The sequence below is a fragment of the Lysobacter enzymogenes genome (genome assembly GCF_900106525.1).
GTDB classification, from domain to species: domain Bacteria; phylum Pseudomonadota; class Gammaproteobacteria; order Xanthomonadales; family Xanthomonadaceae; genus Lysobacter; species Lysobacter enzymogenes.
The window spans coordinates 290,731-305,955 of the sequence record NZ_FNOG01000001.1; the positions used below are offsets into that span (position 1 = coordinate 290,731).

The 15,225-nt window shown below is 69.9% G+C and carries 16 protein-coding genes; 9 read left to right on the forward strand and 7 right to left on the reverse strand.

The genetic code is table 11. The features are described 5' to 3' along the window. Positions 1–12 precede the first annotated feature (12 nt). A complete protein-coding gene (locus BLU84_RS01245; protein WP_074861845.1) occupies positions 13–1,254 on the forward strand; it encodes a D-alanyl-D-alanine carboxypeptidase family protein in 1,242 nt (413 codons plus the stop codon). A gap of 117 nt (positions 1,255–1,371) precedes the next feature. Here BLU84_RS01245 and BLU84_RS28100 read toward each other — a convergent pair whose 3' ends face one another. The 4 genes from BLU84_RS28100 to BLU84_RS01260 form a co-directional block, all read right to left on the reverse strand. Further along, positions 1,372–1,437 (reverse strand): DUF6053 domain-containing protein, encoded by a 66-nt coding sequence (locus BLU84_RS28100; RefSeq protein ID WP_425479315.1) that lies wholly within the window; start codon positions 1,435–1,437, stop codon positions 1,372–1,374. A 36-nt stretch (positions 1,438–1,473) separates the two neighbouring features. Continuing rightward, complete coding sequence (locus BLU84_RS01250) at positions 1,474–2,382, reverse strand: hypothetical protein (RefSeq protein WP_139174531.1); 909 nt, start codon at positions 2,380–2,382, stop codon at positions 1,474–1,476. Positions 2,383–2,548: 166 nt separating this feature from the next. Continuing rightward, on the reverse strand, positions 2,549–3,139 hold the full coding sequence (locus BLU84_RS01255) for an NIF family HAD-type phosphatase (protein ID WP_074863227.1): 591 nt from the start codon (positions 3,137–3,139) through the stop codon (positions 2,549–2,551). Continuing rightward, positions 3,136–3,831 carry a hypothetical protein gene (locus BLU84_RS01260; protein ID WP_074861851.1) on the reverse strand — a complete coding sequence of 232 codons (696 nt, stop codon included), beginning with the start codon at positions 3,829–3,831 and terminating at the stop codon, positions 3,136–3,138. The genes BLU84_RS01255 and BLU84_RS01260 overlap by 4 nt, the downstream gene beginning before the upstream one ends. A 219-nt stretch (positions 3,832–4,050) precedes the next feature. Between BLU84_RS01260 and BLU84_RS01265 the strand changes: the two genes are divergently transcribed. The 3 genes from BLU84_RS01265 (at position 4,051) to lipA (ending at position 6,213) form a co-directional block, all read left to right on the forward strand. Next, the gene (locus BLU84_RS01265; protein ID WP_074863229.1) at positions 4,051–4,329 is read left to right on the forward strand and encodes a DUF493 family protein; all 279 of its coding nucleotides are present in this window, start codon (positions 4,051–4,053) and stop codon (positions 4,327–4,329) included. Then, the gene (gene lipB, locus BLU84_RS01270; RefSeq protein ID WP_139174634.1) at positions 4,329–5,012 is read left to right on the forward strand and encodes a lipoyl(octanoyl) transferase LipB; all 684 of its coding nucleotides are present in this window, start codon (positions 4,329–4,331) and stop codon (positions 5,010–5,012) included. Before BLU84_RS01265 ends, lipB begins: the two co-directional genes overlap by 1 nt. Before the next feature lie 163 nt (positions 5,013–5,175). Next, a complete protein-coding gene (gene lipA / locus BLU84_RS01275) occupies positions 5,176–6,213 on the forward strand; it encodes a lipoyl synthase (RefSeq protein ID WP_074861856.1) in 1,038 nt (345 codons plus the stop codon). 118 nt (positions 6,214–6,331) lie between these two features. Here the strand turns inward: lipA and BLU84_RS01280 are convergent, their stop codons facing one another. Together BLU84_RS01280 and BLU84_RS01285 are read right to left on the reverse strand one after the other, a co-directional pair. Next, positions 6,332–7,201, reverse strand: a complete 870-nt coding sequence (locus tag BLU84_RS01280; RefSeq protein WP_074861858.1) for a DUF6973 domain-containing protein — start codon at positions 7,199–7,201, stop codon at positions 6,332–6,334. Beyond that, entirely contained in the window at positions 7,198–7,542 is a 345-nt protein-coding gene (locus BLU84_RS01285) for a hypothetical protein (protein WP_074863230.1), read from the reverse strand. The genes BLU84_RS01280 and BLU84_RS01285 overlap by 4 nt, the downstream gene beginning before the upstream one ends. A 573-nt stretch (positions 7,543–8,115) precedes the next feature. On the opposite strand from BLU84_RS01285, the gene BLU84_RS01290 reads away from it, so the two are divergent. Beyond that, positions 8,116–10,329, forward strand: a complete 2,214-nt coding sequence (locus BLU84_RS01290) for a carboxy terminal-processing peptidase (RefSeq protein ID WP_074861861.1) — start codon at positions 8,116–8,118, stop codon at positions 10,327–10,329. A gap of 350 nt (positions 10,330–10,679) precedes the next feature. Beyond that, complete coding sequence (locus tag BLU84_RS01295) at positions 10,680–11,588, forward strand: bifunctional transcriptional activator/DNA repair enzyme AdaA (protein WP_083382232.1); 909 nt, start codon at positions 10,680–10,682, stop codon at positions 11,586–11,588. A 301-nt stretch (positions 11,589–11,889) separates the two neighbouring features. Here BLU84_RS01295 and BLU84_RS01300 read toward each other — a convergent pair whose 3' ends face one another. Then, positions 11,890–12,396 carry an Lrp/AsnC family transcriptional regulator gene (locus BLU84_RS01300; RefSeq protein WP_074861863.1) on the reverse strand — a complete coding sequence of 169 codons (507 nt, stop codon included), beginning with the start codon at positions 12,394–12,396 and terminating at the stop codon, positions 11,890–11,892. A gap of 151 nt (positions 12,397–12,547) precedes the next feature. Between BLU84_RS01300 and BLU84_RS01305 the strand changes: the two genes are divergently transcribed. The 3 genes from BLU84_RS01305 to rarD all read left to right on the forward strand — a co-directional run bounded on the left by BLU84_RS01305 (position 12,548) and on the right by rarD (position 15,225). Continuing rightward, on the forward strand, positions 12,548–13,048 hold the full coding sequence (locus BLU84_RS01305) for a GNAT family N-acetyltransferase (protein ID WP_211664495.1): 501 nt from the start codon (positions 12,548–12,550) through the stop codon (positions 13,046–13,048). A gap of 306 nt (positions 13,049–13,354) precedes the next feature. Beyond that, on the forward strand, positions 13,355–14,320 hold the full coding sequence (gene yedA / locus BLU84_RS01310) for a drug/metabolite exporter YedA (protein WP_074861869.1): 966 nt from the start codon (positions 13,355–13,357) through the stop codon (positions 14,318–14,320). Continuing rightward, positions 14,317–15,225 (forward strand): EamA family transporter RarD, encoded by a 909-nt coding sequence (gene rarD, locus BLU84_RS01315; RefSeq protein ID WP_074861872.1) that lies wholly within the window; start codon positions 14,317–14,319, stop codon positions 15,223–15,225. Before yedA ends, rarD begins: the two co-directional genes overlap by 4 nt.

The window sequence follows — 15,225 nt, forward strand, 5'->3', positions numbered from 1 at the left end:
CGCTTTAAGAGAATGGCCCCGCGCGCGGCCGCCTTCGCCGCGCTGACCTCGGCCTTCCTCGCCACCGCCGTCGCCGGCCTGGCCTCGGCCCAGGCGCCCGCCGCCAAGCCCGCCGCCGCGGCCAGCGCTCCCGCCGCCGCGCAACCGCCGGCCAGCGATGCGCTGCCGGTGCCGCCGCCGCCGCAGATCGCCGGCACCGCGTGGGTGCTGATGGACGCGGCCAGCGGCAACATCCTGGCCAGCCATGAGCCCGATATGCGGGTCGAGCCGGCCAGCATCACCAAGGTCATGACCAGCTACGTGATCGCCGCCGAAATGGCCGGCGGCAAGGTCAAGGACACCGACCAGGTGATGATGACCGAGAACGCCTGGCGCAAGGGCGGCGCGGCCACCGACGGCAGCTACTCCGGTTTCGCGGTCAACCAGACCGCGCCGCTGGTGGAGATGGAAAAGGGCATGGTGGTGCAGTCCGGCAACGACGCCGCGATCGCCCTGGCCGAGCACGTCGCCGGCAGCGAGGACGCCTTCGCCGCGCTGATGAACCAGTACGCCGCGCGCATCGGCCTGAAGAACAGCCACTTCATGAACCCGCACGGGCTGTCGCAGGAGAACCACTACTCCACCGCGCACGACCTGGCCCTGCTCGGCCGCGCGCTGATCCACGACTTCCCGACCGCGTACTCGTACAACAAGATCAAGGAACTCAAGGTCGGGCCGATCACCCAGCCCAACCGCAACCTGCTGCTGTGGCGCGACTCGTCGGTCGACGGCATCAAGACCGGCCACCACTCCAAGGCCGGCTACTGCCTGATGGCCTCGGCCCAGCGCGGCGACCAGCGCCTGATCTCGGTGGTGATGGGCTCGACCTCCGAGGCCCAGCGCGCGACCGACAGCCAGGCCCTGCTGAACTGGGGCTTCCGCTTCTTCGAGACCCACAAGCTTTACGACGCCGGCAAGGCCATCGCCAAGCAGAAGGTCTGGAAGGGCCAGAGCGCCGAAGTGCAGCTCGGCGTGGCCGAGCCGCTGCTGGTGACCGTGCAGCGCGGCAAGTACCCGCAGCTCAAGCCGAGCATGGACGTGCCCAAGACCCTGGTCGCGCCGATCAAGAAGGGCCAGGCCATCGGTTCGGTCAAGGTCATGCTCGACGGCAAGGTGGTCGCGCAGCGTCCGCTGGTGGCGCTGGCCGCGGTCGAAGAAGGCGGCTTCTTCAAGCGCCTGTGGGACGAGTTCTGGATGTGGTGGGAATCGGAGTAAGCGCCGCTTCGCATCGCGACGAAAAGGCCGGCCTTCGCCGGCCTTTTTGTTTTTGTGCGACAGGAAGGCCTGTGCGAGGGCTTTTGTGGGAGGGCCTTCAGGCCCGATGCCTTTGGTTCAAGTCGCGGCGATCTGAAACAAAAGCATCGGGCCTGAAGGCCCTCCCACAAGAGTGCCAAGCATCGGGCCTGAAGGCCCTGCCACAAGGGCGCGAGCGCCTCAGCGCTTGTTCGCCGGCAACTTGCCGAGCATGACGCCGCGGAACTTCGTCGCCAGCGCATGGAACCCGGCTTCGGTCGGATGCATCTCGTCGAACCACTGCTGCGGCTGGGTCAGCGTGCCGCGCAGGTCGACGTAGTCGAACACCGCGGCGAAGCGCGCGTCCTGCTTCAGCGCGCGCAGCACGTGCTGTTCGAACCCGTCGATGAGCAGGCGCACGAACGCGGGACGCTCGCTCTCGACGACGCCCAGGATGTTCGGCCCGATCCACGGCCCCACGCTCTTCTTCAGCAACGCCGCCACGCCGAGGTTGCCCGGCGTCAGCGCGCCGGGGCGGCCGATCAGCAGCGGATAATCGTAGGTGTGCGCCAGCACCGGCACGCCCGGCCGCGCCGCGATCGCCGCCTGCAGGAACAGCGCATAGGCCTTGCGCACGGTGTCGTACTGGCCGCTGTCGAGCACGCGCTGGAACGCCTGCTGCGCGCTCAGCCCGTTGCGGTTGCCGAGCGCGCGGCGCAGGAAACCGTCGACGAAATCGTTGCCGCCGGCGCTGAGCAGGATCAGGTCGAACTCGAAGTTCGCATACCAGCCGATCAGGTCGTCGATGTTGTCGCGCACGAACATCGAGCGCTTGGGATCGTCGGGATTGCGCGCAGCGCAATCGCCGCTGCGCTCGGCGCGGAAGAACAGCCCGCCCTGGCCGAGCAGCGGCACGCCGCGTTCCTCGTCCTGCGGCGCGGGCGAGACGATCCAGTCGAGCAGGTTCATCGCCAGCGGCGTGGAGAACCACGAATCGCCCTCGCAAAACACCACCGGCGTGCGCGCCAGCGCGCCGGCGCGCTTGAGCTGCTGGTACAGCGCGCGGAACTGGCCGCGCAAGGGCAGGGCAACGGACTGGCTGGGAGGCATGGCCGGGCTCCGGAGGACGAGGCAGGTGCCAATCTATCGCGCTTTGTGCGCACAAATTGAGACTGGCGCGTTGCTGCGGAGCCCCCTGTAGGAGCGGCGCGAGCCGCGACCGCGACATCGCGCTTACGACGCAAGCCAGGTGTCGCGGTCGCGGCTTGCGCCGCTCCTACAGGGGCTTCGGCGCGCTTGCGACGCTGCGTTCGCGCCAGCGGCGTTTTTCGATCTTGCGCACATCGGCCTCGCCGGCCAGCGCATCGATGTACCCAATCAACCGCAGCAACTCGTCGTCGTGCGGGTCCTCGCCCAGGTACTCGCTCACGCACACCAGGTTGCCGTAGTTCTGCGCGTGCTTGCTCGGGGTGTCGTCGATCGCCAGCAGTCGCTCCAGGCGGTAGCCGTGGGTCTTGAGCTTTTGCAGGCGTTTGCGGTTGAGGTATTCGCCGGTGGTCCAGTCGCGGCTGAGCGAGCAGCGTTCGCTCGACCACACGAAACGCAGGGCCTGCGGCGGGAACAGTGCGGCGCAGACGGCGTCGGCGTAGCGGCGGCCGGACGCGGTCCACACGCCGACGTCGTAGCGCGCCAGCACGTGGTCGAGGAAGGTCTGCAGGTGCGGGCGGCGGTAGACGTGATAGCCCAGGGCCTGGAAATCGGCGGCGCGGCCGAGTTCGATCTCGCTGGCGTAGACCAGGGTTTCGTCGAGGTCGAGCATCAGCGTCAGGCGGTCGCCGCTGGGCGCGGCGGGGCGGTCGCGGGTCATGGTGCGGCGCCGGCGGCCGGCGCCGCCAGCGCGCGCGCCTGCCGCCACAGCTCGTCGAGCAGCGGCGCGGCGAGGCGGTCGCAGGCGCGGTCGCGGGCGAAGTAGCGTCCGTCCACGCAGGCTTCGACGTAGGCCTGGCGCAGGCGGTGGCGGTCGGCGCAGAACACCGAGCTGCGCTGCGGCGCCGACCACAGCTCCGGCTCGGCCAGGGCCGCGCGCAGCGGCGCCAGCGCCGTCAGCGGCAGCTCGCGCTCGGTCGCGGCCGCGCCGGGCTCCTGCGCGCGCAGGCGGGCGCGCTCGCCGTGCACGTCGATGTCCAGCCGCCACGGGCGCCGGTCCGGGCCGCCGATCAGCAGGGCGTAGCGTTCTTCCAGCGGCGCCTCGTCGGCGTCGGCCGGCGCCGGCGGGCGGGCGAAGTCCGGCGGCAGGCGTTCGGGTTCGACGTCGTCGGCGCCGCAGCTGACGGCCAGGGCGGGCTGGCCGGCCGGCGCCAGCTGCGCGGATTTGCGCAGCAGTTCGCGCACGTCCGGGTCGGTCGCCTCCATCGGCTGCGGCGGCAGCGCGATCCAGCCGGCGCGCTCGGGCCGGCGCAGGGCCGGCACGGCCACCGCCAGGGCCGCGGCGAACAGCAGCAGGACGAGCAGGCCGGGGGCCTTGAGGCGGATCGAATGCTGGCGGTCGCGCGGACCCATCGTGGCCTGAACTGCGGAACGGGAGCTCCACGTTAACGTCTGTCGTGGCGTTTCGGCAGACCGCCGGCGCAACGGCGTCGCGCGCCGCGGCCGTGCCGAATCTTGCGGGAATCCGGCGGTCGCGGCCGCAGCCGCGGCGCGGCCGCGTTCCACCAGCGCAATGCCGCCGTCCCGCCGCCGCGCTTGGGTTGCCCTGGCCGCGGACCCATAATGGCGGCCATGGACATTCATTCCGACAACCCCGATCACGGCTTCCAATTCCCCGGCACCTTCGAGCTCAGCGCGATGGGCGCCGCCGACGCCGGCCTGGAGCGCGAGCTGCCCAAGCGCCTGCTCGAGGCCGGGATCGACGTGGAAACCGAAACCATCCAGTGGAAGCAGTCCTCGACCGGCAAGTACGTCTCGGTCCGGCTGACCTTCCGCGCCGTCGACCGCGCCCAGTACGACCTGGCCCACCAGGTGCTGCGCGATCACCCGGAAGTGAAGTGGACGCTGTAATCGACGCCGTCGCCGAAGTCTTCGGCGGCCCGTCCGCGCCGCCGCGCGCGCAGTTGCGCGACCTCGGCCGCCAGCCCTACGAACCGGTATGGCGGGCGATGCAGGCCTTCACCGACGCGCGCGATGCCGAGACGCCCGACGAGCTGTGGCTGGTCGAGCACGACCCGGTGTTCACCCTCGGCCAGGCCGGCAAGGACGAGCACGTGCTGATGCCGGGCGAGATCCCGGTGATCCACGTCGACCGCGGCGGCCAGGTGACCTACCACGGCCCCGGCCAGATCGTGCTGTACCCGCTGCTGGACCTGCGCCGGCTCAAGGTCGGCGTGCGCGAGTACGTGGACCGGATCGAGCAGGCCACCATCGACACCCTGGCCGAATGGAACATCGAAGGCGCGCGCCGCGACGGCGCCCCGGGCGTGTACGTGGCTGGCGCCAAGGTCATGGCCCTGGGCATCCGCGTGCGCCGCGGCTGCACCTTCCACGGGCTGGCGTTCAACATCGCCATGGACCTGTCGCCGTACCAGCGCATCAACCCCTGCGGTTATCAGGGGCTGCAAGTGACCTCGGTGCTAGACTTGGGCGGCCCCTCGGGCATGGACCAGGTCAAGCCGGTGCTGGTGGCGAACATCGCGCGCCAGTTCGGTTTGAGCGTCGAGGATGCGGCGCCGTTGAGTTTCGGCTGACCGCTGTTTCTTCCTTCTCCCGCTTGCGGGAGAAGGTGCCCGAAGGGCGGATGAGGGCCCACGAATCCGCCAGGCGCCGCGATACCGCAGGCCGCCGATGCCCTCACCCCGGCCCTCTCCCGCAAGCGGGAGAGGGAGATCAATCTCCAGAGTCGATGCACACATGAGCGACACCGCCAGCAAGACCATCCCGCTCACCGTCGTCGGCGCGGCCGATCCGGTCGTGGCCCCGGCGGTGTTGCAATCCACCACCATGACCCCGGGCGCCAAACAGCTCGGCGGCGACAAGATCAACCGCTCGCCGGTGCAGTTCGCCGACGCGCCGGTGCTGCGCAAGCCTTCGTGGATCCGCGTGCGCATCCCCTCGGGCAATTCGGTCGCCCAGCTCAAGGCCAAGCTGCGCGAGAACCGCCTGGTGACCGTGTGCGAGGAAGCCAGCTGCCCGAACATCCACGAGTGCTTCGGCCACGGCACCGCGACCTTCATGATCCTCGGCGAGGTCTGCACCCGCCGCTGTTCGTTCTGCGACGTCGCCCACGGCAGGCCCAAGCCGCCGGATCCGCAGGAACCGATCAACCTGGCCAACACCGTCGCCGACATGGGCCTGAAGTACGTGGTGGTGACCAGCGTCGACCGCGACGACCTGCGCGACGGCGGCGCCCAGCACTTCGTCGACTGCATCGCCGCGATCCGCGCGCAGAGCCCGCGCACCAAGATCGAAGTGCTGACCCCGGACTTCCGCGGCAAGGGCCGCATGGAACGCGCGTTGGAAATCCTGTCGCACAACCCGCCGGACGTGTTCAACCACAACGTCGAGACCGTGCCGGACCTGTACACCAACGTGCGTCCGGGCGCCGACTACCAGTGGTCGCTGACCCTGCTGCAGAAGTTCAAGGCCCAGCATCCGAACGTGGCGACCAAGTCCGGCATCATGCTCGGCCTGGGCGAGACCATGGAGCAGGTGCAGGCGACCCTGCGCGACCTGCGCGCGCACGACGTCGACATGATCACCATCGGCCAGTATCTGCAGCCGACGCCGCACCACCACCCGGTGCTGCGCTACTGGACGCCGGAAGAGTTCAAGGAACTCGAGGTCTACGGCATGTCGCTGGGCTTCACCCACGTCGCCTCCGGCCCGCTGGTGCGCTCGTCGTACCACGCCGACCGCCAGGCGATCGACGCCGGGTTCGCGGTGGCGTAAGCGCGGCGCGGCATGCGCGCGGCGAAGCGAGTCGCGCGCGTCGAAACGAAAAAGCCGGCGCCATCGCGCCGGCTTTTTCGTTTGCGGATCGGCCGGCGCCGCGCGCCGCCTTGCCGCCTCAGCGCCCGCCGTATTGCTGGTTCGGCTGCTGCTCTTGCTGCTGCTGGTTCTTCTGCTCGTAGGCCTCGGCGCGGTTGTGCGAGTTCAGTTGCTGCACGGTGCCGCTCATGTCGGGCGCCGGCTTGCCCGCATCGACCTGGGCGTGGAAACCCGGGGTGCGTCCGGCGATGAAGATCTGGTCGTTCTGCAGCGCGACCTTGCCGATGTCGCTGGGCTCGTGCATGCCGGCGCGCTTGGTCGCCAGCACCGCCTCGGCGACCTTCTCATCGGTCACCTGGGCCGGCAGGCCCGAGCGCAGCTTGTCGTAGAGGTCGCGGTCGGGATGGTCCTTGGGGAAGGGCACGCGCGGGTGGTCGAGCGCGTGGCTGACGTCGCGGTTGACCTTGGCCACGTCCTCCTTGGTCATCAGCTCGCGCTCGGGATCGCCCTGCGGCCGCTGCAGGCGCGGGTCGCTCGGATACAGCTGGCCGATGCGCGTGTCGTTGAGGCTGGTGATCAAGGTGCCGTTGGTTGCCGCTTCATAGCAGCGCTTGGCCAGATCGTCCTTGCCCGAGGCCTCGTCGCCCAGGCGCCGGCCGACTTCGTTGTTCCACAGATCCATGCGGTGTTCGCGCGGATCGTTGGGATGCTTGGGGCCGATCTCGTTGTCGTCGCCGTAGCTGCGCGCGACCCACTGCTGGTCCATCGACAGCTGGGTCACCCGGCCGCTGGTGTAGGCGTGGCGGAACGCGTCGAGGGCGTCGTTGTGGCCTTGCCCGGCGAAGCTGCCGTCGGCGCGCCGCTGCAGGGTCTGGCCGCTGAGCTGCTCGTAGTAGCGGTAGGCGTCCTGCTCGATGCCGCGCTTGATGTCGCTCATGGGATTGTTCATGGCGCGGCCGCTCCGTCGGCGAGCTGGAACTCAACGGTGTCCTTGTAGCCGGGGTACTTCTTCTTCAGCACCAGCTTGTCCTGGCGGCCGATGCAGCGCTCGGCCGGCGAGCGCTCGACGTAGGGCTCGGCGACGAAATAGTCCTCGTAGCCGAAGCGGAACACCTTGTCGGCGCCGGCGCCGCTGAAGGTGAGCTCGAGCGCGTCTTCGCGCTCGAAGCACAGCTTCTGCCAGTCGAAGTCGGTCAGCTGGGCGGCGTCGACCACGGCCGAGTCGCGGCCTTCGAGCAGCTTGGCGACCTGGCGGGTGAAGTACTGCTGGGCGTCATCGGTGTGGGACATGGGGCATCCGCTCAGAAAGCAGGTGGAAAGGGCGATCAGCAGGGCGAGGCGGGTCAGGCGCATGGCGGGACCGGGAATGCGGCGGGGCCGGCGCGGGGCGGGCCGGACGGGGGCGCGTCCGCGCGGTGGCGGCGGGCCGGGGCCGGCTTCAAAAGAGCCGATTTTGTCGCTGCCAGTTCCATTGGCGGACTCCAGGCGCAATCGCGCGGGGCGGTTGCGGGTCGGTGGGGCGGCCGCCGCGCGGCCGTCGCTTTGCACGGCGCCAACATAGTCCAGTCCCGATGGGGCGACAAGCCGCCGCGGCGGCGCGCGGGCGCGACCCGGCGAAACGGGGCTCGGGAGCGGGCGAAATCCGGTGAAATCCGGTGAGCCGCGGCGGCCCGGGCGGCTGCGCGGCACCCGATCTGCGCCGCGCCGGCGACAATCTGAACCGGTTTCGTGCCCGCAACACGCAATTGCGCCCAGTCGCGTGACAGGGCCGGCAACTTTCGGCACTGTGAGCTTGTCCAACGCCGCATCATCCTCCTGCTGCAACCGCCCAAGTCCGGCTCCCCCGGCCGGGAAGACCCCGCGATGACCTCCAAGAACACGCGTGCCCTGACCCTGTTCGCAGGCCTGCTGCTGACCGCTCCGCTGGCGCTGCTGGCGCGGCCCGACGGCGCGGCGTCCGCGAATTCCGTTTCGACCCTGCCCAGCGCGCCCACCGCCGACCAGACCACGGCGGCCAAGCTGGTCTACGGCCTGCTCTCCGACAGCCGCTACGCCTATCGGCCGCGCGCGCTCGACGATGCGCTTTCGGCCGACATGTACAAGCGCTATCTCGAATCGCTCGATCCGAACAAGCAGTTCTTCAGCGCGGCCGACATCGCCCGCTTCGATGCGTTCAAGAACAAGCTCGACGATGCGATCAAGAGCGGCGACCTGACCCCCGCCTACACCATCTTCTCGACCTACCGCCAGCGCGTGGACGAGCGCGTCGCTTACGCGCGCACGCTGCTCAAGCAGCCCGGCAACTTCGAGTTCACCGGCAGCGAGCGCTACGAGTACGACCGCAAGGAAGCGCCGTGGGCCGCCGACACCGCCGCGGTCGACGCGCTGTGGAAGCAGTCGGTGCGCAACGATTGGCTGCGGCTGAAGCTGGCCGGCAAGAAGCCCGACGACATCGCCAAGACGCTGGACAAGCGTTACGCCAACATGGCCAAGAGCATCGGCGAGCTCAAGGGCGAGGACGTGTTCCAGACCTTCGTCAACAGCTACGCCAACGCGATCGACCCGCACACCGACTACCTCACGCCGAAGTCGGCCGACAACTTCAACATGACCATGTCGCTGTCGCTCGACGGCATCGGCGCGCAGCTGCAGAAGCAGGACGACGTGGTCGCGATCCGCGAGATCATCCCCGGCGGCCCGGCCGCGCGCAGCCATCTGGTCAAGCCCGGCGACCGCATCGTCGGCGTCGGCCAGGGCGACAGCGGGCAGATGGAGGACGTGATCGGCTGGCGCATCGACGATGTGGTCGCCAAGATCCGCGGCCCCAAGGGCACCAAGGTGCGCCTGGACGTGATCCCGGCCGAAGCCGGCCAGGACAGCAAGCCCAACCGCATCGTGCTGGTGCGCGACAAGGTGCGGCTGGAGGAACAGGCGGCGAAGTCGGAAATCATCGACATCCCCGCCGCCGGCGACGGCCCGGCCAAGCGCATCGGCGTGATCAAGCTGCCGGGCTTCTATCAGGACTTCGAAGGCCGCCGCAAGAACGCCAACGATTACGCCTCGGCCACCCGCGACGTGGCCAAGCTGCTGGTCAAGCTGCGCGCCGACAAGGTCGACGGCGTGGTCCTGGACCTGCGCAACAACGGCGGCGGCTCGCTCAACGAAGCCATCGAGCTCACCGGTCTGTTCATCGACCGCGGCCCGGTGGTGCAGGTGCGCGAATCCGGCGGCCGGGTCAGCGTGGAAGGCGACAGCGACAACGGCATCGCCTGGGAAGGCCCGCTGGCGGTGTTGATCAACCGCGGTTCGGCCTCGGCCTCCGAGATTTTCGCCGGCGCGATCCAGGATTACGGTCGCGGCCTCGTCATCGGCGAGACTACCTTCGGCAAGGGCACGGTGCAGAACCTGGTCGACCTCGACCGCTGGCCGGCCAACGAGACCGCGCGCTTCGGCCAGGTCAAGCTGACCATCGCCCAGTTCTTCCGCGTCAGTGGCGGCTCGACCCAGAACAAGGGCGTGGTGCCGGATCTGGCCTTCCCGGTCTCGGTGGACGCCACCGAGTACGGCGAGAGCACCTACGACAACGCGCTGCCGTGGACCAAGATCGCCGCCGTGCAGCACACCAGCTACGGCAACTTCGCGCCGCTGCTGCCGAAGCTGGAGACCCTGCACAGCGCGCGCATCGCCGGCGACAAGGAATTCCAGTGGTGGTCGCAGGACGTGGCGCAGTTCCGCGAAGAGCGCGCCAAGAAGTGGATCTCGCTCAACGAGGCCGACCGCCGCGCCGAGCGCGACCGCGAGGACGCCAAGCGCAAGCAGCGCCAGGAAGAGCGCAAGACGCTCGGCCTGGCCCTGGACCCGCTGGCCGACGACGCCACCGACGACGGGCTGGCCTCGTCCGAGCGCGACATCGTCAAGGACGCGGCGCGCGAGAAGCTGGCCGACAAGCGTCCGGACCCGCTGCTGCGCGAATCGGCCTCGATCCTGGCCGACGCGGTGCGCCTGCTCAACGCCGACCGCCAGCTGTCGGCGCAGGTGCTGCCGACCGCGACGCGGCCGGGGCATTGGGCCGACTGAGCCTGGCTGGGTTTGCGTAGTACCGAAAGCGCGCCGACCTCGGCGCGCTTTCTTTTTGCGCGCCGCGAATGTCGGGGAAGCCCCTGTAGGAGCGGCGCGAGCCGCGACCGCGATCTGCGAGTTGCGGCGCGAGATTGAAGCCCCGCGGTCGCGGCTCGCGCCGCTCCTACAGTCGGATACGAAACTCGCCGGAGTTCATGTAGGAGCGGCGCAAGCCGCGACCGCAGGGTTTCAATCCGCGCCGCAAGCCTGGAATCCCAGTCCCCGCAAGCCAAGCCCCGCCGACAAACAAACCACCGGCGCACAAGATGCGGATAGCGACCCCGCGCTCGCAGGCCTAGTCTTGCCCCATGAACGCCAAATCTCCCCTGCGCAAGTCCGGTCCCGGCCCCGCCGCTCAGGCGATCGCCGGTGTCTCGTCTCCCGTAACTTCGACCTCCGCGCCTTCGAGCGACAAGCTCGAACGCGCCCGCCAACTGCTCGACGGCGGCGAACTGTCGCTGACCGAGCTGTCGGCCGCGGTCGGCCTGAGCGCCTCGCACCTGCAGCGCCGCTTCAGCGCGCGCTTCGGCCTGAGCCCGGCCGAGTACCTGGCCCAGCGCAAGCTCGGCAGCCTGCGCAGCGCGCTGCGCGAGGGCAACGACGTCAGCGCCGCGCTGTACGACGCCGGCTACGGCTCGCCGTCGCGCGTGTACGAGGCCGGCGCGGCGAAGTTGGGCATGACCCCGGCGCGCTACCGCGCCGGCGGCGCCGGCGAGCAGATCCGCTGGAGCGTCACCCGCACCGCGTTGGGCCTGGCGCTGGTGGCGACGACCGCGCGCGGAATCTGCATGGTCGAGCTCGGCGACGACGCGGCGGCGCTGGAGGCGCGATTGCGCGAGGAGTTCCCGCGCGCCTCGCTGGAACGGGTCGACGCCGGTCGCGACGAATTCCTCGCCCCGCGCGTGCAGGCGGTGGCCGACGCGCTCGGCGGCGGCGAGCGCGAGGTGCCGGTGGACCTGATCGGCACCGCGTTCCAGAAGAAGGTGTGGGACGCGCTGATGAAGATTCCGCCCGGTCAGACCCGCAGCTACGAAGAGGTGGCGCGGCAGATCGGTTCGCCGCGCGGCGCGCGCGCGGTGGCGCAGGCGTGCGCGCACAATCGGGTGGCGGTGGTGGTGCCGTGCCATCGGGTGGTGCGCGGCGATGGGTCGCTGGGCGGGTATCGCTGGGGCTTGCCGCTCAAGGACAGGCTGCTGCAGCGCGAGCGGGCGGCTTGAGGGGAGGTTATGCGCTGGGCTGCGGCTTCGGGCTTGCGGTGCGAGTTTGAAAGGGCGCGGTCGCGGCTTGCGCCGCTCCTACAGGGGGGGCGGCGTAGCTCGCGCTTGGGCTGCATCTTGTGGCCCGATGAGGCGGACGCGCCCGAAGCCCCTGTAGGAGCGGCGCGAGCCGCGACCGCGGACTCGGGGCTCGCGGCGCAAACTGGAAGCAACGCGGTCGCGGTTTGCGCCGCTCCTACAGGGAGATACCCGGCCTGCGCGGCAGAGGCTTGTCGCGGCACGGCGCGACAAGGTCCAGGGCTCAGGCGCCGCGGCGTTTGCGCGCGGCGCGCGGGGCGTCGCGGGTCGGCAGCTCCAGGCCGTGCTTGACCACGTCGAACACCAGATGGGTGTCGTAGCGCTTGACGTTGCCTTCGTCGAGGAACAGGCGGTCCACCACCTGGCGGCAGTGGGCGACGCCGGTGGTGGCCAGGATCACCAGGTAATCCCATTCCCCGGCCAGGGTGTAGCACTGCTGCACCTCCGGCGCGGCGCGCACGCGGGCGTGGAAGGAGGCATTGCCTTCGGCCGATTCGCGCTCCATCGTTACCCACACCGCGGCCAGGGTGCTGCCCAGGGCCATCGGGTCGAGCACCGCGACCTGGCGCATCAGGCCGTCCTGGCGATAGCGGGTCATGCGCCGCTGTACCGCGCTCGGCGACAGGCCGACGGCGTCGCCGAGTTCGCTCAGGGTGGCGGAGGCATCGTGTTGCAACAGTTCGAGCAGCTTGTGATCGAACTCGTCCAGGACCAGGGGGGCAGCGTTCATGCAAGATTTTTGCGTCCGCGCGGATAAATATTCAACCGCAATTTGACTGACATCGATACGCTATTCCTGCGCCGGGGTCATGAAGAATTTTTATGTGCCGGCGTATTCCCCCGACCCTTCAAGAACGGACGCCCCCGGGATGTCCCGGTACGTGACGCAAGCCGCTGTACCCGAGCAGATCGGCGAGATCCTGACGCTGATCCGCGAACACGGGCCCAATCCCTGGAACTACCTGCCCGAGCGGGAGCTGACGGCGCACCTGGCCGGGATCGGTCGTGGCCGCACCCAGGCGCTGGTCGCGCTGGCCGGTAACGAAATCGTGGCGGTAGTCACGTTCGAACCCAGCGACGCTTTCCATCGCTACCAACCGGCCGGGCGCGAGATCGCCTGGCAGGGGCATGTCGGCGAGGCGGTGGTGCATCGCGGCCATCGCGGCCACGGGCTGGGTTCGCAGTTGCTGGCGCAGGCGGTGGAGCGCATGCGCGCGATGGGCCTGCGCGAGATCTACATCGAGCGCCACGAGGACAACGAAGGCTCGGCCGGGATGATGCGCAAGGCCGGCTTCGAGGTCATCGACGTCTACGACGACCCGCGCCGGCGCGTGGCCGGCAGCGGCCGCACCAGCGTCTCGCGCTGGCTCGCCGGCGACTGAGCCGGCGCGGCGGCGCGAAGCCGCAGGGGACAGGCGCGCACGAAGCGCGTCCATGGCGGGCCGCGCGCCCGCGACGCACGGATGCGAACGCGCGAGGGCGCACGGCCTTGAGCCGCGCGGACTCAAGCGTTGCTACAGGCTGACTCAAGTTTTTCTCGCTCCCGCGCGGCCCTCGGGCGGGTCAAGCTATCGCGTTTTTCCCCTTCGCTTTGCGCGCCGGTTTTTTCGCCGTTCTTTTCTCGCCTGCCGGCGCCGCCTGCGGCCGGCGTTTCCCCCGCCACCGCTGTTCCCCGCGAGTACTTGCCCATGGGCGCCGCCGTTTCTTCCGATCACCGCGCTCCGGGCCCGCTGGCCGTCGGCTTCGCCCTGGCCTCCGTCTACGTGCTGTGGGGCTCGACTTACCTCGGCATCCGCTTCGCCCTGGAGAGCTACCCGCCGTTCCTGCTCGGCGCGGCGCGCATGTTCCTGGCCGGCGCGATCATGTACGTGGTGCTGCGCTGGCGCGGCGCGGCGGCGCCGACGCGCAAGCAGTGGCGCACGCTGTGGGTGCTGTCGATCTTCATGGTGCTGCTGTCCAACGGCCTGGTGAACCTGGCCGAGACCCAGGTCGATTCGGGCCTGGCGGCGATCGCGGTGGCGTCGATGCCGCTGTTCGCCGGGGTGTTCGCGATGATGCGCGGGCGGCATCCGGCCAAGATCGAGTGGGTCGGCTTGGCGGTGGGCTTCGCCGGCGTGGTGTGGCTCAACGCCGGCGGCAAGCTGTCGGCGTCCACGCTCGGGCTGGTGTGTTTGATCGTCGCGCCGATCGCCTGGGCCTGGGGCTCGATCTGGAGCCGCGACCTCGACCTGCCGTCGCCGTTCATGGCCGCCAGCGCGCAGATGCTGACCGGCAGCGCGTGGATGCTCGGCGCGGCCGCGGTCAGCGGCGAGCGCATCCACGAGTGGCCGACCTTCAGCGCCACCGCGGCGCTGCTGTACCTGGTCGTGGCCGGCTCGATCTTCGGCTTCACCGCCTACATCTGGCTGCTGCACCACGTGCGGCCGGCGCTGGCGACCAGCTACGCCTACGTCAATCCGCCAATCGCGGTACTGTTCGGCGCGCTGCTGGCGGGCGAACGTTTCACCTCCCACGACCTGGGCGCGATGGCGGTGATCCTGGTCGGCGTGGTCATCATCACCCTGGCCAAGGCGCGCGCGGGCAAGACCGCCGTCGTCGCGGCCGCGCCCGCGCCGGCCGCCGCCGCCGCGGGCGAACTGGAGAAGTCGACATGAATACCGGCACCGACCGCCGCGGGTTGTGGATCGCGGTCGCGTCCTTCGTGCTGTGGGGGCTGATGCCGCTGTACTGGCATCTGCTCAACTCGGTGCCCTCGCTGATGATCGTGGCCCACCGCATCGTCTGGAGCACCTTGCTGGTGACCGCGTGGCTGTGCTGGAAGAACGGCCGCCACTGGCTGCGCGAGGTGCTGCGCGAGCCGCGCAAGGCCGGCATGCTCGCGGTCAGCGGCTGTCTGATCGCGTTCAACTGGGGGCTGTACATCTGGGCGGTCAACGCCGGCCACGTGATCGAAACCAGCCTGGGCTATTTCATCGGCCCGCTGGTCAGCGTGATGCTCGGCGTGCTGTTCCTCGGCGAGCGCCTGCGCGCGGTGCAATGGGTGTCGGTGGCGCTGGCCTTCGCCGGCGTGGTCTGGCTGACCGTGCAGTACGGGCGTCCGCCGCTGATCGCGCTGGGGCTGGCGATCTCGTTCGCGGTGTACGGGCTGGTGCGCAAGCTGGTCGCGGTGGAGGCGGTGACCGGGCTGGGCGTGGAGAACGTCTACTTGTTCCCGGCCGCGCTGGCGCTGATGGTCTGGGGCGAAACCCAGGGCATGGGCGGTTTCCTCGGCGGCTGGGGCCTGGGCATCGACGCGTTGTTGGTGATCGCCGGCGCGCTGACCGCGCTGCCGCTGATCGGCTTCGCCTACGCGGTGCGGCGGGTGTCGCTGACCGCGATCGGTTTGCTGCAGTACGTCGCGCCGACCCTGCAGTTCCTGATCGGCTGGCTGGTGCTGCGCGAGGCCTTCGACGGCCTGCGCGCGATCGGCTTCGCGCTGATCTGGGCGGGGCTGGCGGTGTTCGCCAGCGAGGGCGTGCTGCGCTCGCGCAGGTTGGCAGCGGCGGCTCAGGCGGCCTGA